General features: G+C 44.9%; 16 protein-coding genes. 7 read left to right on the top strand and 9 right to left on the bottom strand.

Annotation, left to right across the window (positions count from 1 at the left end; translation table 11 throughout):
* The first annotated feature begins 17 nt into the window (after positions 1 to 17).
* Positions 18 to 1,754, top strand: a complete 1,737-nt coding sequence (locus tag RH46_RS18805; protein ID WP_006881110.1) for a methyl-accepting chemotaxis protein — start codon at positions 18 to 20, stop codon at positions 1,752 to 1,754.
* 47 nt (positions 1,755 to 1,801) lie between these two features.
* Here RH46_RS18805 and RH46_RS18800 read toward each other — a convergent pair whose 3' ends face one another.
* Positions 1,802 to 2,233, bottom strand: a complete 432-nt coding sequence (locus RH46_RS18800; protein WP_006881109.1) for an RNA-binding S4 domain-containing protein — start codon at positions 2,231 to 2,233, stop codon at positions 1,802 to 1,804.
* 108 nt (positions 2,234 to 2,341) lie between these two features.
* Here RH46_RS18800 and RH46_RS18795 point away from each other — a divergent pair, with 108 nt between their 5' ends.
* Both RH46_RS18795 and RH46_RS18790 read left to right on the top strand, forming a co-directional pair.
* Positions 2,342 to 3,124, top strand: a complete 783-nt coding sequence (locus tag RH46_RS18795; protein WP_006881108.1) for a substrate-binding periplasmic protein — start codon at positions 2,342 to 2,344, stop codon at positions 3,122 to 3,124.
* Positions 3,125 to 3,279: 155 nt separating this feature from the next.
* The gene (locus RH46_RS18790) at positions 3,280 to 3,912 is read left to right on the top strand and encodes a response regulator transcription factor (protein WP_006881107.1); all 633 of its coding nucleotides are present in this window, start codon (positions 3,280 to 3,282) and stop codon (positions 3,910 to 3,912) included.
* Here RH46_RS18790 and RH46_RS18785 read toward each other — a convergent pair.
* Positions 3,893 to 4,783 (bottom strand): LysR family transcriptional regulator, encoded by an 891-nt coding sequence (locus tag RH46_RS18785; RefSeq protein ID WP_006881106.1) that lies wholly within the window; start codon positions 4,781 to 4,783, stop codon positions 3,893 to 3,895. The genes RH46_RS18790 and RH46_RS18785 overlap by 20 nt on opposite strands.
* A 400-nt stretch (positions 4,784 to 5,183) precedes the next feature.
* Here RH46_RS18785 and RH46_RS18780 point away from each other — a divergent pair, with 400 nt between their 5' ends.
* Together RH46_RS18780 and RH46_RS18775 are read left to right on the top strand one after the other, a co-directional pair.
* Complete coding sequence (locus tag RH46_RS18780) at positions 5,184 to 6,959, top strand: EAL domain-containing protein (RefSeq protein ID WP_040896242.1); 1,776 nt, start codon at positions 5,184 to 5,186, stop codon at positions 6,957 to 6,959.
* Between the two features lie 253 nt (positions 6,960 to 7,212).
* The gene (locus tag RH46_RS18775) at positions 7,213 to 8,514 is read left to right on the top strand and encodes an insulinase family protein (RefSeq protein WP_006881104.1); all 1,302 of its coding nucleotides are present in this window, start codon (positions 7,213 to 7,215) and stop codon (positions 8,512 to 8,514) included.
* Positions 8,515 to 8,589: 75 nt separating this feature from the next.
* Here RH46_RS18775 and RH46_RS18770 read toward each other — a convergent pair whose 3' ends face one another.
* The 6 genes from RH46_RS18770 to RH46_RS18745 form a co-directional block, all read right to left on the bottom strand.
* On the bottom strand, positions 8,590 to 10,182 hold the full coding sequence (locus RH46_RS18770; RefSeq protein ID WP_006881103.1) for an ABC transporter ATP-binding protein: 1,593 nt from the start codon (positions 10,180 to 10,182) through the stop codon (positions 8,590 to 8,592).
* Positions 10,183 to 10,184: 2 nt separating this feature from the next.
* Positions 10,185 to 11,219 (bottom strand): ABC transporter permease, encoded by a 1,035-nt coding sequence (locus RH46_RS18765; RefSeq protein ID WP_006881102.1) that lies wholly within the window; start codon positions 11,217 to 11,219, stop codon positions 10,185 to 10,187.
* A complete protein-coding gene (locus RH46_RS18760; RefSeq protein ID WP_006881101.1) occupies positions 11,219 to 12,307 on the bottom strand; it encodes a microcin C ABC transporter permease YejB in 1,089 nt (362 codons plus the stop codon). Before RH46_RS18760 ends, RH46_RS18765 begins: the two co-directional genes overlap by 1 nt.
* Positions 12,308 to 12,318: 11 nt before the next feature.
* A complete protein-coding gene (locus tag RH46_RS18755) occupies positions 12,319 to 14,139 on the bottom strand; it encodes an extracellular solute-binding protein (RefSeq protein ID WP_040896241.1) in 1,821 nt (606 codons plus the stop codon).
* Between the two features lie 222 nt (positions 14,140 to 14,361).
* Positions 14,362 to 14,880: an NUDIX hydrolase gene (locus tag RH46_RS18750; protein WP_006881099.1), complete on the bottom strand. Its 519-nt coding sequence runs from the start codon at positions 14,878 to 14,880 to the stop codon at positions 14,362 to 14,364.
* Between the two features lie 77 nt (positions 14,881 to 14,957).
* On the bottom strand, positions 14,958 to 15,425 hold the full coding sequence (locus tag RH46_RS18745; RefSeq protein ID WP_006881098.1) for a GNAT family N-acetyltransferase: 468 nt from the start codon (positions 15,423 to 15,425) through the stop codon (positions 14,958 to 14,960).
* A 166-nt stretch (positions 15,426 to 15,591) separates the two neighbouring features.
* Between RH46_RS18745 and RH46_RS18740 the strand changes: the two genes are divergently transcribed.
* Positions 15,592 to 16,590, top strand: coding sequence for a 2-hydroxyacid dehydrogenase (locus tag RH46_RS18740; RefSeq protein ID WP_006881097.1), 999 nt, complete (start codon positions 15,592 to 15,594; stop codon positions 16,588 to 16,590).
* 53 nt (positions 16,591 to 16,643) lie between these two features.
* On the opposite strand, the gene RH46_RS18735 is transcribed toward RH46_RS18740, so the two are convergent.
* Positions 16,644 to 19,004 carry a Lon protease family protein gene (locus tag RH46_RS18735; RefSeq protein ID WP_006881096.1) on the bottom strand — a complete coding sequence of 787 codons (2,361 nt, stop codon included), beginning with the start codon at positions 19,002 to 19,004 and terminating at the stop codon, positions 16,644 to 16,646.
* A gap of 205 nt (positions 19,005 to 19,209) precedes the next feature.
* On the opposite strand from RH46_RS18735, the gene RH46_RS18730 reads away from it, so the two are divergent.
* Entirely contained in the window at positions 19,210 to 19,704 is a 495-nt protein-coding gene (locus RH46_RS18730; protein WP_006881095.1) for a hypothetical protein, read from the top strand.
* The last annotated feature ends 9 nt before the right edge of the window (positions 19,705 to 19,713 follow it).

The raw sequence follows: 19,713 nt of genomic DNA, 5'->3' as shown, positions 1-19,713 counted from the left end.
TTAAAGGGATCAACACAATGAACATTAACAATACAATGAAACTGGTGTTTGGGGTTATTGCCTTAGGCATTGTGATCAGTGTAGTGACAGTGCTGCAGCTTAACGGTTTATTGCAAAAAGTAGATGATATGGCGCAAATCCGCTATCACTCTTACCAGGCTGCTGACGAATTACGTCAAAGCTCCGACGACCTTACACGCTTAGGACGCACCTACGTTTTGACCGCCGATGACAGCTACGAAAAAATGTATATGGATATTTTGGCGATTCGTAATGGCCAGAAAGCGCGTCCAGAGAACTACCACACCATATACTGGGATCTGGTATTGAACTATGGTCAAAAGCCAAAACCTGACGGTCAGCGTATCTCGCTGCAAAAAATGATGGAGAATTTAGGCTTCACCCAATCTGAATTCAAACTGTTACAACAAGCCCAACAAAACTCAGACGCTTTAGTCAATATGGAAGTCAAAGCGATGAACGCGGTGAAAGGCTTGTATCCTGATAGCTCCGGAAACTACACGGTTCGAGGGGAGCCAGATCTAGCCATGGCGGCTAAGTTATTGCACAGTAAAGAATACCACCAAGAAAAAGCCAAAATCATGGTGCCAATCGATGCCTTCTTCAAACAGTTAGAAGACCGAACGAACAGACAATTTGATATGGCAGCAAAAGAAGTTCAAACCACAGTGATGATCGGTAATATCTCCTTAATCGCAGTGTTTGTCATTGCGATTGTCGGTTATGTGTTAGTAAACCGCAGAGTGGTAAAACCGATTGATCAAATGGCGACTTTACTTCAGCAAGTCGATACCGATTCCGATTTAACCTTACGCGTAGATGATAAGAGCAATAATGAACTGGGCATTATAGGCACCACCATCAACAAGGTTTTGATTAGCTATGCTAAGACCATCAGCAAAATCAATCAGGTAAACACTACCATCTCAGACATTTCCCAATCTATTCAATCGATTACCCAGAAAAACATCGATATGGCTGGTCAACAAAATCAAGAAATGGAAATGGCTGCAACAGCGATGGAAGAGATGACCACTGCCCTTTCCAATGTCGCTGAAAGCACTAATATGGCGGAGCAGTATGCAGGAAGCGCAGAAAAAGAAGCCTCTACCAGTAAACAGGTATTCGATAAAACAACCAACGAGTTTTCTCAGTTAGAGGGAGAGTTCACCAATACTTCTGACATTATTAAACAACTGGCTGAAGAGTCGAGTAATGTCGGCAATGTGTTGGATGTTATTAAGGCGATAGCTGAACAGACTAACCTGCTCGCACTTAATGCGGCGATAGAGGCAGCCCGGGCAGGTGAACAAGGGCGTGGATTTGCGGTGGTTGCTGACGAAGTTCGCTCTCTTGCCCAACGCACCCAAGACTCAACCGGAGAAATAGAAAGCATTATTTCGACATTGCAGGAGAAAGCTAAAGAGTCGACGGTGACCATTGAGAGCAGCGCAGAGAAAATGCAATCGACACGTACCAATATGAGCGTAGCGAACGATGCACTTGGTACTATTCAAGGCTCTGCCACTGAAATTCACAAACTCAACACCTCTATCGCAGCGGCGACAGAGGAACAGCTGGCCGTTAGTGATGAGATATCAGGTAACCTTGCGAATATAAAAAACCTCTCTTCTGATATGAATGAGGCCATTAATCAACTGGAACCGATAGTGATCGACTTGCAACAAAATGTCGACGATCTCAATCAGGTGATCTCCCACATTCGGACCTAACCATCCACAAATAAGAAAGGGCCTGTTGAGGCCCTTTTGCAACGTAATTAGAAAAAGTCTATCGAGGAACGTCCGTTACCCTTTTTCTTAGCTGGCTTTGATTCCACTTGGTTAGACTTTTGTTTAGATTTGGCTGCTTTTTTGCTCTTCGCCTTGCTGTTATCTTTCGCAGGCTGCACTGGTTTTTCAGCTTTGACTGGTTTCTCTTCAGGCTCAGTCACCGGTGCATCACAGATAACGATGTAATACTCCTGATTAAACTCAAAGAAGTCGCCATCGTATAGCTTGCGACGTTTTCGGGTCTCAAGCTCACCGTTCACCGCCACATAACCTTCAGCAATTAGGTGCTTAGCTTCACCGCCACCACCGACCAGGTTAGCGATCTTAAACACTTTATACAGCTCAATAGGCTGCGAAGAGACTTCAATACCAATCGCTTCAATTTCGATTTCTTCGCCCTGTTCGTAATCCTGGCTCATACCATACCTTGGGGTCATTCACTGATAAAAATGAAAGTCTAATCTCTAAGCGTCGAGAAATAAACTAAAGTTAACTATAACAAACAACAACCATAAGGTGATGTCGTCTTGAGGTGGTTAATACTTGTTCTGTTTAGCAATGTCTGTTGGGCGTACCATCCCCCGACTCCCGTAACGGTTTACGGCGATGATTCATACCCTCCATATAGCTATTCAGTCGATGGGCAGCTAAAAGGAATTTACGTCGATATTCTTGCAGCAGTATTCGAGAAGATGCCCGAGTATCGAGTTAAGCTCACCCCCATTCCCTGGAAACGAGGCCTGAAGCTGCTTGAAACAGGCGAAGGCTTTGCTTTGTTCCCTCCCTATTACTACCCTGACAAACGCCTCTACATCTCGCCTTACTCCGAACCCATTCTCGATGAACAGGTTGTGGTTTATTGTCATCCAGACAGTGTTAAGGAGCGTCAGCTAAATAAATGGCCCGATGATTATCTGGGCTTGACTGTCGGTGTCAACGAGTCATTTGCCCTTGGAGGTAACAGATTCTGGGAAGAGGTGAAAAAAGGCACGATAAAACTGATTGAGGCTAAGGGTAACCGCAATAATATCCTCAACCTGTATAAGAATCGTATCGACTGTTATGTCAATGACAGGCTTTCCATTGTTTGGGAAGTGAAGCTGTTGATGCAAGAAGGTGTCATCGATTCAAGCTGGAAGATGAAATTAGGTAGTTCAGTCAGCAGTGAACAGGGTTACCTCGGTTTCACTAAGATTTCACCAGATAAATATCCATATAAAAGTGAATTTATTCAACAGGTTAACAAGATAATTATTGACTTCAAGCGTGACGGCACTCTGGATAAAATCCTTAGCCAATATATAGAATAATAACTCTACACTGACCTACTTTACCCTCTATTGACAGTTTTTCCGAACTGGAAAATACCCCTTTCCCCCTTTTCCGTCAGCTATCTCTTACATTAGCGCCATCGGATAATTCGCATGGAAGCATCATAGATTAAAATAATAGCGAGAAAGTAATAATGATGTCCTCAACTCATACATTAGTGATTGATAGTCAACCGATTATGCGCGAAGCGCTGTCTCAACTGCTTTATGAGACTCTGCCTAATGTTCAGGTATTACAGGCTCCTTCCGCCACGTTTGCCATACAGTTGATCAGAAATCACGATATCAATTTAGTGGTATTAGATGTCGACCTCGAAGGCTCAGACGGTTTCGAGTTTGTAAGACGTGCACGAGCATTCGGCTACAAAGGACGTATCCTGTTTGTTTCCAGCAGTAAGCATCCAATGTATTCAGAAACAGCTAAGTCACTGGGGGCCAATGGCTACGTGTCTAAACTTGAAAATACTCTGGTTCTGAAAGAAGCGGTACTTAGCGTGTTAAAAGGTCATGCTGTGTTCAAAAACAGCGACAACCTTAAAAAACGCAACACCACTTTATCAAAGCGAGAAACCGTGGTGTTTAACTACCTAATCAAAGGGTACAGTAATAAGAAGATCTCAGAACTCTTGTCTCTAAGCTCAAAAACAATCAGTACTTATAAAGCGAGAATTCTCGACAAATACAAAGTCGACTCAATTGTTGAGCTGATGCGAATTCAGCAACATATCTACGTCGACCTGAGCGAAACTAGAAAAGATGCTGCTTAATCTTTTGTGCCAGTAGTTGATGGAGCGGATTACCATGGTTGACCAGCTTATAGTTGGCAACCACTGAAGGTGGATGCTCCAACTGCAAATGCTCCGGTAAAGGTGTCACTGAGAACTTATTGTGCAGCTGAACATGGCTGGTAAATGGCAATAGAGTGGCACTTTCAATACTCTCTAACACTTCAAACAGGCAGGTAATATTATCGACGGTAGCGATAGTATTTACCTCAATTCCGTGCTTCTCCAATGCTTGACTGGTTACCGCTTTGGTATCCTGCCAACCCTTCATTTCCATCATGATATAAGGCATTGCCAGTTTGTCTTCAATGCTGCGATGGGCGTACTTCTCTGCACTGATGATCGCACCTTTGTACTTTCCTAAATGTTGCTGGAAGATCGTTTTGGTCAGTTCTTCATTGAAGTACTGGACGCCGATATCCAGTCTCTCATCGAGAATGTCGGTAATGGAGGACTCATTCCAGGTAGTAATGTTTATCTTTGCTTTGGGAAAGGTAGCAATTAAATCGAGCAGTAACTCTTTACCAACTAAGTACTGACCAAGACTCGGCAGAGCGATATAGATAGGTTTGTCGTATAACGCGGGATCAAACTCCCCTCTCTGAACCGCTTCACCAATCATATCTAAGCCAGCGGTAATCTTTGGCAATAGTTCGATGGTGAACTCAGTGGGTTCAAACTCAAATGCTCCTCTGACAAACAGAGGATCATCAAGCTGCTCCCTTAGCTTCGCAAGATGCTTACTCACCGCACTCTCAGTTTTGCCTAGCTCTTTTGCTACAGGCTTAAGCTGACGGTGTTTTTCAAGTAAAGGTAAGACTTTAAGTAGGTTAAGATCGAGTTGTGATTTCATCTTGGTTCCGGTTCTACAACGCAGACTTATCGAACTAACTGAAGCAGCGCGTGCCGACAAACGTCAATTGCTTATGAATTTAGTCTCAGTATAGCGATCGCAAAAAAAGAAAAACAGTTACTTACTCGCGAAACATAACAATCTGTTTTCAGAGGATAATCTGGTCATACTGCGCTAGAACAACAGGTTAACTTTTGATGCTGTGTAATTGTTCAAAGTATCACTATATTTAGTTAACTTGTCAGTGCAGGGCAATGTTTTTGATTTATTAACAAATAATGGGAGCCATCTGCTAGAGATTCATCATTATTTAATGTAATACTGACACGATACTCATGTAAAAATCGTTAAAGTATTAAAAATTGACCAGAAAATTGTCTTGTAGGTACCTTAGTCACCAATGTCACAGTCAATAAATAGCATATCTCCACGACCTAAGATCACTCTTGTCTCTGAGATGAGTGTTGACTCGGTTGAGAGTGAATCGACTCAAGCCAGTATTTTGACTGGTGCAGAACTTGATGAATTGATGGACAACCACTTTAGACATGTGGTCGACGTACTCAATGATGGTATCTTCTATATGTCAGATACCGAGCATGTCTGTTTCTATAACCCTTCCTTTTATGCTCGCTTTGGCGTTGAGTCTGGGCATACTTGTCTGCAAAACTGGCTCGATTTGGTCCACCCGCTTGATAAAGTAGCCCTGTCTGAACGCGTTGATGAACACATTCAAGAAGATGAATCGCGTGTTACGGTTCAGTATCGCGTGCGCTGCACTAATGGCCAATACACTTGGCTCGAAGGTACAGCCATCACCAAAACGGTCAATGGTCATCGCTTTATGATAGGTTGTCATAAAGACATTTCTGATCGCAAACTGATGGAGATGTATGTTCAGCAGTCTTCACTCAGAGATGGACCGACAGGGTTATCTAACGAACAAAAGCTGGCTATTGATCTTGATAACATCAAAGGGGTCACTACTCAGTCTCATCATCTGGTTTATATTCAGGCTGGCAACGCGAGATCCTATCAGACGTTATACGGCTCGCAGATCATGCGTAACCTATTGTCACACCTCAACAAAACACTAGGTAAGTTCCCCGATCAATTCGTCGATATCTACCGAATTCAGTCACATGACTTTGCTATTCTGGTTCGCGGGCAATATGACAATGATGACTTAAAGAACCTAGCTGAGCGAATATGTAAGGCGTATCAGAACTCCGTTGAAGCGATTGATTTCTTGTATGCGACAGACATTAGCATCGGTATTTATCCCAACATTTGTAACGCATTAGCCGCAGATGAGCTGGTAAAAGTGGCAGCTAAAACCAGCCAGTACGCCGCCACGCAACGTGATAACTGTATTCGCATCTATACTGGCAATACCAAAAGCCAGGTCGACCGACATTTCTATATTGAGCAAGAGCTGGGCAACGCGATTAAGAAACGCAAGCTGTCAGTCAGGTTTCAACCGATTATCTGTACTAAAAAACATGCTGTAGCCAGTTTCGAAAGTTTGGTTCGCTGGAAAAGCGACCAATTAGGAGAAATTTATCCTGATGAGTTTATTAGCGTCGCGGAGCGAAAGGGCCTAATCAGCGAACTCGGCTATCTGGTTTTCGATGAAGCATGTCGTTTTATCAACAAGTACCAGCAGACACATACTGATGATATTCGAGTCAACGTCAATGTCTCGGTTTTACAGTTACTCAGCCAGCAGTTCCCGGATGCACTCAAGCAATTAATAGACAAGCACAATGTTAAAGCCAGCTCGATTGTGCTCGAACTGACTGAAACCATCATTCTCGACGATAACAAGAGCGCCATCGCCCAGCTTAATAATTTAAACCAACTGGGTTTTAAGCTCTCTCTTGACGATTTTGGTGCTGGTTACAGCTCGCTAAACAGTTTTTTCGATCTTCCTCTTTCCCAGATCAAAATTGATAAGTCGATTGCCTGGCGTTCAATGGAAAACCCGGTAACCTTCGAATACCTCACTTTCATCACCAAACTATGTACCACTTATGACATTGATATCGTCATTGAAGGTATTGAAAACGCTGCGATGCAAAAAGTATTTACCGATATGGGCGCATCTTACTTACAAGGTTATTGGTTCTCGAAACCTCTTTCTCTTGCGAGTGCCAGTCATTACACCACCATCTAAATTCGTTGTCTTACCTTTGAGATATATTCACTCAAATCATAATTCGATTTGACTAATTAACTTTAGTTGTAGAGAATTCACCCAACTTTTATAACGAGATGTTCATTTGCCGCGCAGGAGTGCGACGTTAAGGCAAAGACGTGTTACGAAGCTAAGCTTCGAGTTCATGGATAGAGATACACGGAATCCGGCCCGGTTCAGGTCGAATTCTCAGAACACAGAGATAAACCATTCATTGTTTCTGGAGTAGTAAGTGTCTAATTCATTACGTAATTTTGCTAAAGCCGCCCTATCTGCGACTTTACTCTTTTCCCCATTAGCGGTTTCTGCGACGAATAACGCACTGTGGTTTGAACACACCGATATTCAACTGCCAGCCCGTACCTCAGTGGCTCAGCTTGAAAATGGTCTGCGCTACATTGTGTTGCCAACGACAAAAAGTACTGATGAAGTATCAATTCGAGTACGAGTTGGCAGTGGTGTAGCCCAAGAGCCTTCTGAACAACCACTCGCTCGTATCGCCGCGCTCAACACAGTGACAGAGACGAACTGGCTAGCAACTTCAGGCTACCAGCAAACAGTATTTAGTCTTGATCTAAACCAGGGCACAGATAGCGACGTAAGCGAAAGCCTTGCAACTATCCGTCACGGCTTAACTAAAACGCTTCAACAAAGTCAGGCGCAAGCACTTCTCAACGATACTTTTCCTGCACTGACAGACATTGAGCAACTAATAGAGACTAAACAGGTACAGCCATTAGTCGCCAACCAAGAGTGGGCACCGCTGAACGAACAGTCACTAGTGAACACTCCTGCGGAGTCAGTAAATCAATTCCAGACTAATCACTACGTTCCACAAAACATCACCCTAGTGATGACGGGTAACATCCCTCCGAGAGTCGCTGCTCGCTTAATCGAGAAGAACTTCTCTGACTGGAAAAGTAACACCACAGTAGCTTCTAATTCGCTGACAGAGCTGGCTATCGAACCAGCGACAACGACCGTTAGCAGTGACTCATCGCTTGCTATCAGCAGCCTGAAAAATGTTCGTAACCTCCCTGACAGCAAGAGCTTGCGCAAAGATATGCTGGTAGCAACTCTGGCGAACAAGATGTTAGAGCAACGCATTGAAACAGCGCTAGAACAACAACATTCACAAGCAAAAGTAGCAGTCGACAGCCAGCTTGTCTTCAACCACAAAATGTTGTCTCAGGTTCGCCTAACCGAGCTTGCTGCAAACGAAAAAGAGAATGTAGAGAAAGTGGTTCAGACAGAAATTCAGCGTGCGATTGCTGGTGGTTTCACTCAGACTGAATATGAAATGGTTGTGAGTCAGGTTCGCCAACAGCTTGAAAGTCAAACTCGCCTGAAGAATTCGCACTACACGGCGCAACAGGCTGACCGTCTGGTTCAAGCAGTTAACTCAGGTTCAGTTTACACGGCTCCTTCTTACGATCTTGACCTGCTTAACTTCCACGTCGCTCACCTTAATGAGCTGGATGTAAGTAAAAAGCTGGCAAAAATCTGGTCTCAGGATGACGCTGTTATCCTTTAACAGAAAGCATTATCTGTAGAACAAACAAAAGCCGCCTCTTCTGGCGGCTTTTTGCTGAGTCTATCTGTGTAATCATCAGAAACTGGATAACTCGACCAGATGTCGTGTGTAGTCCTGCTGCGGATGGGTGAACAAGGTTTGGGTTTCACCATGTTCAATCACCTCTCCCTGTTTCATCACGATAGTGTAATGGCACAGAGACTTAACAACATTCAAATCATGGCTGATAAACAGATAAGTGAGCTGATATTTCTCTTGCAGTGACTTTAATAGGTCAAGCACTTGTGCCTGGACAGTTCGGTCCAGAGAAGAAGTCGGCTCATCAAGCAAAATAAACTCTGGCTTGAGAATCAGAGCACGCGCAATAGCAATTCGCTGACGCTGCCCTCCGGAGAATTCATTCGGGTAACGGTAGCGGGTTTCCGGGTCAAGATCGACCTCTTTCATCACTTCACATATCAGGGTATCGATCTCAGCATCATCAAGTTGTTGATGAACGCGCAGACCTTCACCGATGACCTGAGCCACTGACATGCGAGGGTTCAAGGCCGAGAACGGATCCTGAAACACCACTTGCATCTTGCTGCGATAAGGCAGCATCCCTTTACGATCTAACCCCTGCAGTTCAGTGCCGAGATAAGAGAGTGAACCTTCTGATTTAACCAGTTTGAGGATCGCCATCCCTGTGGTCGACTTACCAGAACCACTTTCTCCGACAAGCCCTATTGAGTAACCACGTTTAAGCGTAAAGTTCATGTTTGTCACCGCCTTGATATGCGAGACAACACGCTTAAAGATTCCCCCCGTAATTGGGAACCATACGCGCAGTGCTTTGACCTTCAGTAATGTTTCTGCAGCGCTATCAACGATAACAGGCAGTCCTCGAGGGTCTGAGTTGATCAGCTTTTGTGTATAAGGGTGTTCGGGTTCATTAAATACCTGCTGGCACTGACCAACTTCCACCAGCGCACCTTCTTGCATCACTGCGACTCTATCGGCAATGCGTTTTACGATACTCAAGTCATGGGTAATGAACAGCATTGCCATACCCAGCTCTTGTTGAAGATCTTTGAGCAAATCGAGGATTTGCGCCTGCACAGAAACATCCAGTGCCGTTGTCGGTTCATCCGCAATCAGCAACTCCGGTTCGTTAATCAGGGCCATAGCAATCATTACGCGCTGACGTTCTCCCCCTGATAGCTCGTGGGGATAAGCACCAATTTTAACCTCAGGGTGACGAATACCGACTTTATCGAGCCATTCAATCGCCAGTTGCTCAGCATTGCGCGTACGCATACCACGGTGAATAGCGAGCGTCTCAACCAGTTGTTTACCGATTTTGTGCAGTGGATTAAGCGATACCATTGGCTCCTGGAAAATCATGCCAATCCGCCCGCCTCGAATGCCGCGTAGCTCTCGCTCAGAACAGGAAAGAATATCAATACCGTCGAAGTTAATGGAGCCGTTGAGATAGTGAGAAGAGCCTTTGGGTAACAGTTTTAGCACTGAGTTGGCGGTCACCGACTTACCAGAGCCACTCTCACCAACCAAAGCCAGTGTCTCGCCTTTACGAATCGACAGTGAGACATCGTGCGTCACTTGCTCAATGCTGTTTTTGCGCCCAAAACCCACTGAAAGATTTTCAATGGTTAACACCGTTTTGCTCATTGTTATCTTCCTTGATGATGTGGGTCGAAGGCGTCGCGCACCGCTTCACCGATGAATACCAACAGCGTTAACATCACTGACAATACGAAGAATGCAGAGAAGCCTAGCCAGGGTGCCTGCAGGTTAGCTTTACCTTGCGCCAATAGCTCACCCAATGAAGGCGAACCTGCTGGCAAACCAAAACCTAAGAAGTCGAGTGACGTTAATGTCGTAACAGAGCCAGAAAGAATGAACGGCATCATTGTCAGTGAAGCGACCATAGCGTTAGGTAACATATGACGTAACATGATGCGCTTATCGTCGACCCCCATCGCCTGCGCAGCTCTGACATAATCGAAATTACGGCAACGGAGGAATTCAGCACGGACAATACCGACTAAACTCATCCAGCTAAATGCGACCATGATTCCAAGTAACCACCAGAAATTGGGTTCAACGAAACTGGAGAGAATGATCAACAGGAACAGGGTCGGCATACCTGACCAGACTTCAATAAAGCGTTGCCCGAACAGATCTAACCAGCCACCGTAATAACCTTGTGTCGCTCCGACTGCTACACCAATAACACTCGAAACAATCGTTAAAACAAAACCAAATAGGACAGAGATACGAAAGCCGTAAATCACCCTAGCCAGCACATCACGACCTTTATCATCAGTACCCAGCCAATTGACATCATCCGGAGGCGACGGTACGGCTCCGCCAATATTGAAGTTGATGGTATCGTAGCTAAATCGAATTAATGGCCAAACGATGTAACCTTTATCTTCGATGAGTTCGATGACATACGGGTCGGTATAGTCTGCTTCAGTTTCAAATTCACCGCCAAACTCTGTTTCTGCATATTGTGTGGCAATTGGGAAGTACCACTGGCTGTCATACTCAACCAACAGAGGTTTATCGTTAGCAATGATCTCGGCGAACAGGCTTAGCACGAACAAAGCACTGAATATCCACATCGACCAAAAGCCACGTTTGTTTGCTTTAAATCTCAGCCAGCGAGCCTGATTAAGTGGGTTCTTACTACGACTAAACATTAACGGGCCTCAAAATCAATTCGTGGGTCGACCCAGGTATAAGTCAAATCGGAGATAATGCTCAAAACAAGTCCAAGCAAAGTCATAATGTACAGTGAACTGAATACCACTGGATAATCCCGTTGAATGGTCGATTCAAACCCCAGCAGCCCAATACCTTCCAACGAAAACATCACTTCAATCAGCATTGAGCCGGTGAAGAAGATACTGATAAAGGCAGCCGGGAAACCAGCAATAATGATTAGCATTGCATTACGGAAAACATGTTTATAAAGGATATCTCGCTCATCGAGCCCTTTCGCTCGCGCGGTGACCACATACTGCTTGTTAATCTCATCGAGAAATGAGTTTTTGGTCAGCATACTCAAAGTGGCAAAACCACCAATCACCATTGCAAAGATGGGTAGCGCTAAATGCCAAAAGTAATCCACTATCTGTTGATACCAGGTCAGTTGGTCAAAGTTACTTGAAACTAACCCTCTTAGTGGGAACCAACTAAAGTAGTTACCGCTGGCGAACAGGATGATCAGAATAATCGCGAATAGAAATCCTGGTATCGCATAGCCGATAATCACCACCGCACTCGACCAGATATCAAAGCGACTACCGTGATGGATCGCCTTGAGGATACCCAGAGGTATGGATATCAGGTAGATAATCAATGTGCTCCACAGACCAAGGGAGATCGAGACAGGCAACCGTTCAACAATGAGATCAATGACGCTTCCGCCCTTGAAGAGGCTATCGCCAAAGTTGAAAGTCACATAGTTTTTCAACATCTCAAAATAGCGCTCATGGATCGGCTTATCAAAGCCGAACTGCTTTTTAATCTCTTCGACAACTTCTGGGTCTAAGCCTCTCGAGCCCTTATAGCCCGTTGAAGAAGCTTCCTCCACCACGGCGGTGTCGGCTGAATTTCCCCCTCCAGTGATGCGGCTCATCAAACCCGATTCTAACCCCTCCATTTGCGCAATTGCTTGTTCAACCGGCCCCCCAGGAGCCACCTGAATAATGAAAAAATTAATGGTGATAATCGCCCACAATGTTGGAATAACTAACAGCAGTCGCCTAAAAATATATGCAGCCATCAATGCCTCGACTAACGTCGTTTCTCAGGAAGTTTGGCAGCTTTTTCTTTAGACACCCACCAAGTATCAACACCCAAGTCATACTCTGGTCGAATCTCTGGTCGCTCAAACTTATCCCATGTCGCAACGCGGTAGTTACTGTAATGCCACTGAGGAACCATGTAGAAGTTCCACTGGAGTACCCTATCGAATGCTCGCCCCAGAGCGAGTAACTTCTCTGGGTTCTGTTGATTGTCCGCAATCTCTTGAGTCAGGTAGTCGACAGCCGGGTCGATGACACCAGCGGTATTGTAGGTCGAGTCAATGAACTGTGAGTTCCAGACAATCATTAAGCTTGAGCTTGGATAAGGGTTAGCAAAGTAGCGCGAAGAGACCATATCAAAATCGCGATCACGTAGACGTTTGATGTATTGCGTCCGATCCACTGTGCGGATCTTCATATCAATACCCATTGACTTGAGGTTCTTCTGGAATGGGATCGCATAAGTTTCCACATTCGGATTGTAAATCAGAAGCTCAAATTGCATCGCTTCCCCGGTTTTGGTGTTGGTCATGACTTTGTTTTTCAACTCCCAACCCGCCTGTTTAAACAGCTTAAACGCCGTTCGCATTTGGCTACGAATACGCCCCGAACCGTCTGTTTTAGGTGGTTGATACTCTTCCGTATATACACGCGGAGGAATCTTATCCTTAATAGGCTCAAGTACCGCTTTTTCTGCTTCAGATGGCAAGCCTACTGATGCGTAGTCCGTATTCTGGAAGTAACTACGCGTACGGCTGTTTTCGCTATAGAAAAGGTTCTTATTCATCCACTCAAAATCGAGTGCATACGTGATGGCTTCACGTACTTTAGGATCTTTAAATACGTCGGTTTGAATATTGAAGACAAAACCATTGGCTTGCTGTGGCTGAGAATGAGGGATCACTTCTTTCTTAATATACCCCTTGTCAAAGTTTGACCCCGTATACGAATTCTCCCAGAACTTAGGTTCACTCTCGATACGAATATCAAACTCCCCCGCTTTAAAGGCCTCTAGCATGACCGTATCATCACGGTAGTAGTCGTACTGAACCTGTTCAAAGTTGTGACGACCGACGTTCACGGGAAGGTCTTTAGCCCAGTAGTCTTTGACTAATGTATAAGTCACACTCTGCCCTGGTTTGTAGTCGGTAACCTTATACGCGCTACTGCCTATTGGTGGCTCATTGAGAGGTTCAGAAAACTTCTTGTCTTGCCAGAAGTGTTTAGGGAGCACGCGAGTAGACTGTGCGAAACTGAAGAGTTTCTCTCTATCTGGTTCAGACATCTCTATCCGCACGACATGATCAGACTTTGCAGTGACAGACTTAATGGCTTTGTAATATGAACGGTATTGGGGTACACCTTCGGTCATAAACTTATCGAAGGTAAACGCAACATCATGGGCGGTAATGGGCTTGCCATCCTGGAAACGAGCTTTAGGGTTAATATCGAGTTCCAACCACATGAAATCGTCGGAATAGCGCGCTTTGCTGGCAATAAGTGGATAGTAGGCGTCAATCTCATCACTCGGAGAATACATCAGTGTATCGTACAACTGGCCACTTCCTGCCGCCGCGACTCCACGCGACGCGTATCGATTGAAATTATCGTAAGTTCCCATCTGACCGTACGTCACTTTGCCATATTTAGGAGCATCCGGATTGACGTAATCAAAATGAGCAAAGTTATCGGCGTATTTTGCTTCTCCAAAACCCACCAGAGTCGTGGTTTCGATAATCTTGGCATAAGCTCCAAAGCTCGTACCTGCGGCAACCATACCACCCAGCACGATGCGCATCCATCTCTTCATATCCTAATCCCTTAGTCGCTATCCGATTTGCCATACGGTTAATTATCATTAATTAATATTAATAATTCAATTACTTGGATAAGTATAGGAGTAACTACACATTTCTGTGGAGCAAATTGATTTGGCTTCCGTTTAACAGGCATCAACTCAGGAAGCTAGGGGAATTTTGTCAGGTACAAAAAAGCCTGCACTAGGCAGGCTCTGATTTGCATCACATCACTCTTAAATCATTTCTTTTGCGATGAGGTGGAGCAGGAATGTCTCTCGTTCGATACTCATGCCTTTTTTAGGACTTTCAGCGATGGTCTTTTCGTTATGAGCAATAGCGTCGTGAATATTCATCCACACCGCTTTCATTCCATTTTTGATTTCGTAATCTTCATAGTTAGTTTCACCAAGCTGGCGATCAATCTTACAGCTGTAGCAGTGGGAAATCATATGAACCACATCCGCATCATCTTTGTACCATGGTCGGAACTCTTCATAGATACCGAATGGCTTGATGCCGTGGATGTTTTGCGCGCCAGTCTCTTCTTCAAGCTCTCTGACCATGCCAGCAATAACGTCTTCACCGTCGTCCAGACCACCACCAGGGATGGTGTAATCATGGTAACGCTCAGTATACAGCAGAAGAATGTCTTCGCCGTCGACAACAATCGCGCGCGCTGCGTTACGTTTAAAGATGATTTTGTCATCCAGATGCTCTAAGTCAGGATGAACGGTGGTCTTTAGATGTCTCATAAAACTACTACTAGTGAAAATTTGCCGTGATTCTAACACTAGCGGCGAACGGTATGCCAACTTAAAGCTGTGAATCTCTATAGCGCCATCGACAGGATGTGCTGTGGTCCTGCTACGCCACCCAGATAGAGCTGTTTATCGTCCTGAAATCCGTTTTTGAGGTAGCACTGATAGGCGATGTGGTTTTTGCAGTTAACGGTCAGATAAACAGTGCTAAAGCCTGAGTAATGCTGGCTTAGGTAAGTTGCTAACTCAGCCATCGTCCCACTACCATACCCCTTACCTTGCTGACGGCTGTCGATTAAAAATGCGCGAAAACCAAGCCCGTCACCGGGACAGAAATCGTAGTTAGCGCTATAGGTGGTATCAATAAGGAAGATTCCCACTACCTCTCCCTCGGCTAACACCAGATGAGGGTGTACTTTGTCATCAGCGTTAAGTAATACTTCTTCTATAGTACCAACGTAAGGCAATTGCTCTTGCGCGACACTCAAGGTCACTACTTTTTCCAGATAGTCAGGTGTCATTGGGGTTAGCTGAATCATTGATCTCTCACTCGTACAGTCCGTATGTATCTGTCTATATATATCAATTATTTAAATGGAATAGCAAGCTATCAATTACCCCAACAAATTCGTGGTTTATTTTCTGTCTAATTAGGTATTCAATAGGCGTTATTACTCTCCTTTTCTCTTTTGAGAGGTATTTAAAATGTTAGATGTCGCAGTTTTTAGTTCTAAATCCTATGACGAAGTGTCGTTTTCTAAAGTTAACGAAAAGTATCGATTTAACCTCCACTTTCATGAGTTCCCACTTACCGTTAAAACAGCCAAAATGGCTCACGGTAGTCAGGTAGTGTGTGCGTTCGTTAATGACGATCTATCGTCGCAAGTACTTGAAGCGCTCGCCGAGCAAGGTGTTAAAGTCGTCGCCATGCGCTGTGCGGGCTTCGATCGTGTCGACCTTGAGAGTGCGAAACAGCTAGGTATTCAGGTTGTGCGCGTTCCCGCCTATTCACCAGAATCAGTCGCGGAACATACCGTAGGCCTGATGATGAGCCTTAACCGCCGTTTCCATAAAGCGTACCAGCGTACTCGTGACGCTAACTTCAACCTAGAAGGTTTAGTGGGTTTTAACTTCTACGGTAAAACTGTCGGTGTGATTGGAACAGGTAAAATTGGTATCGCTACCATGCGTATTCTTAAAGGTCTGGGCATGAATATTCTTTGCCATGACCCTTATGAAAATCCTTTAGCAATTGAGCTTGGTGCTAGCTACTGCTCTAAGGAGCATCTGTTTGCCAATAGTGATGTGATTACCCTTCACTGCCCAATGTCACAAGACAACTATCACCTGCTTGATGAAGCAGCATTTGAACAAATGAAAGATGGCGTGATGATTGTAAACACCAGTCGTGGCGGTTTACTTGACTCAGCCGCTGCGGTAGAAGCGCTCAAACGTGGCCGTATCGGAGCGCTAGGCTTAGACGTTTATGAGCATGAAAAAGAGCTGTTCTTCCAGGATAAGTCAAATGATGTGATTGTCGATGATGTATTCCGTCGTCTGTCAGCTTGTCACAATGTATTGTTTACTGGCCATCAGGCGTTCCTCACCAATGAGGCGCTGGGCAATATTGCTGAGACTACGCTGGGTAATATTGATGCCTTCGCTAAAGGCGTTGCGTCAGGAAACGAAGTTCTCGAGCTATAACCACTACATACAAAAAGAGCCCCGTATATGGGGCTCTCTGCTTAACGTTTCACTTACTTGCGAAGGGCGTTGAGTTTGGCCTGAGCAATACCAAAAATGGTATCGATCGGGTAGCTTCCCTCATCACTAGGTGTGCCCGCAGGCTTACCAGTAAACAACTCAATCGCTTCCGTAACATGGTCAATGGCCCAGATATGGAACTCACCCTTCTCAACCGCTTTGACGATATCAGGACGTAGCATCAGGTTATGCATGTTAGAACGAGGGATCACAACACCCTGCTGGTCTGTTCGCCCTTTGATAGTACAAACATCGAAGAAGCCTTCAATCTTCTCATTCACACCGCCGATTGGCTGAGACTCGCCAAACTGGTTCATTGAGCCAGTAATTGCAATATCCTGTCGGTTTGGTTGTTTCGAGAAGGCTGAAACCACAGCACAGAACTCCGCCATACTTGCACTATCACCGTCAACACCGCCATAAGACTGTTCGAAGGTAATGGTGGTACTGAGTGGTACCTTAGCCGTTTTGCCAAATACCGAAGATAAGTACGCGGTCAGGATCATCACGCCTTTAGAGTGTATGCTGCCACCCAGATCAACGCTACGTTCAATATCGATCACTTCACCTTCACCGTAGCAGGTCGTGGCGGTAATTCGGTTTGGAGCGCCAAACATATACTCACTGGTGCTGAGTACCGAAAGCGCGTTGACCTGTCCAATCGCCTCACCATCTGTATGAATCAAGGTCGTACCGTTGATAAAGCTCTCCATCACACTATCTTTGAGACGGCTAACACGCAGCTCCTGGTTGGCTAGTGCCTCTTCAACGTGACTTGAACGAATCATGTTCGAGTTAGCTTGTCGGGCGACATAGTTAGATTCGCGTAACAGGTTAGCGATGTTGGCAGAGTGGAGCGAAATCTTGTTCTGGTCGCCTGCCAGCCTTGAACTGTGCTCAATGATTCGGGCAATCGCTTTGCGATCACAATGCAACATACCGTTGTCATTCACCACACTTGAGATAAAACGGGCGTATTGCAGCTCAGAGTCAGCATCACGCTTCATCTCATCTTCAAAGTCAGCGGTCACACGGAACAACTCGCTGAACTCCGGATCATAGTGTTGCAACAACTGGTAAGTGCGGTAATCACCAAACAGAATGATCTTAACATCAAGTGGAATCGCTTCAGGATCAAGAGAGACTGTACCGGTTAAAGTGACCTCTTTTTCCAGCGATGTGAAGCTTAACTGACGGGCTCTCAGCGCACGTTTCAAGCCATCCCATACATAGGGCTGTTCCAGAACCTTCTGTGCATCCATTAGCAGCACGCCGCCGTTGGCTTTATGTAAGCTGCCAGGGCGAATCAGTGAGAAGTCAGTAAATACCGTGCCTTTAAAGGTTGCTGTCTCAATGTAACCAAACAGGGTGTGATAGTTTGGGTTCTCTTCAACAACGATCGGAAACTCACTATTTTTGCGGCTTACCAAGACGTTAACCTTGTATCGGCGTGGGAGTTTCTTATCCAGTGAAGCACTGGCAACCTCACCTTGTTCTGCGCCTTGCTCAAGGAAGATATCGGCATTTTCTACGATGTCCTGCTGAAGCTCGGTTAAGTAAGTTTTAATCGCAGGATAGCCTGAGTAGTCCTTCTTCAGCTGCTTAATAAAGTGGGTAATCACATCAAGAGTTACTTCGTCGTTGAGTTTCTTGATTTTCTCGCTGTACGCTTCTTCCCACTCAGTGAGCTGACGAACCATATTTCTCAGACTCACTTCAAGCGCGTCGATGGTTTCGCCAAAGTACTCCTGCTCTTTTTTGCTCAGTGCATCAAACGTCTCTTCGCTGTGTAACTCATCACCATTCATCGCGACAAACTGATAATCGCCCTGAGTAGTGATAGTTAAACTGATTCCTTTAGACTTTGCATTTCTGGTGATCACCTCTAGCTCAGCTTCTTGTTTAGCGGCTAGCTGATTCTTCAGTTTATCTGCCCTGCTGTAATAGAGTTCGTTATCGAAAGCCAGTGGCATCGCGTTAAGTAGTTTCGACGTCAGCTTTTCAATATCTTGCTTAAGTTTGCTCCCCACCCCACAAGGAAGCTTCAACACACGTGGTGTACGAATGTCTTCAAAATTGGCGACATAACACCAGTCGAATAGCTCACTCTCATCATGTTTGTGGCGATTGAGGTAACGTAAGATCATTGTCCGCTTACCAAGGCCGTTCTGACCAATCGCGTAGATGTTATAGCCCTTCTCTTTAATCGACATCGCAAATTCGACCGCTTTTTGCGCCCTCTCCTGACCTACAATCTCATCGATAGGCGCCAACTCTTTTGTCGACTTGCTTTGTAGTTTTTCTAACTCAGCTGCTAGATATAGCTGGTTCGCTTCAAGTCTTTGAATCGTCATCACTCTATCCTTGTTGTTATGGTTATATAGAAACTAGTTTAGGCTAGATTTTTATATATTTTAGTGACTTACAGCCAATTCACGTTTAACTGCTCACTTTTTCATCACAATCATAATAATTTCATCATTTAAATGATAATTATTTGCATTGGTTAATGAATTGCATTTAAATATGCAGATTGAAATGACAGCGGAGTATTTAGGCATGGATTTACAGCAGTGCTGGACACATTATCTAAAAGCAGAGCAATTACTAGAACAAGGTCATTGGCCAGAAGCGCACTATCTGTATGAAATTGTGCTCTCTCACTTACCTTCCCATCTGCAAGATGCCCTGTTTGATGAGAACACCAAGCCCTGCCAGTTTAGTTGCCTAATCACCGGGCTCAGAGACGCTACTGTGTCTCAGTCGGAGATCCTCAACAAAATGGGTCAGCATCAGCAGGCATTTGATCTGCTTAATCAAACATATGCCCATTTACAGTTTGTATCGATTGAGTCCCATGATTTAGTCCACGCCACTCAGCGAGTCATTCAAATTCAGTGTGAAGATTTATTACGTCACTTAGGTGCGTTTTGTAGCGCTCAACGCAACGCTCATTGGATGCTTGAGTTTGAGCATGTGCAAAAGGCACATCACTACTTTTCGACACTGAAACAACACAACGCAGCACTGGAAAGCTCGTACTGTGTTAATTAATAAGGAAAT

It is taken from the genome of Vibrio brasiliensis LMG 20546 (assembly GCF_000189255.1).
Lineage (GTDB): Bacteria > Pseudomonadota > Gammaproteobacteria > Enterobacterales > Vibrionaceae > Vibrio > Vibrio brasiliensis.
The sequence above is the reverse complement of the archived record's forward strand: the minus strand, read 5'-3'. Positions and strand labels throughout refer to the sequence as shown.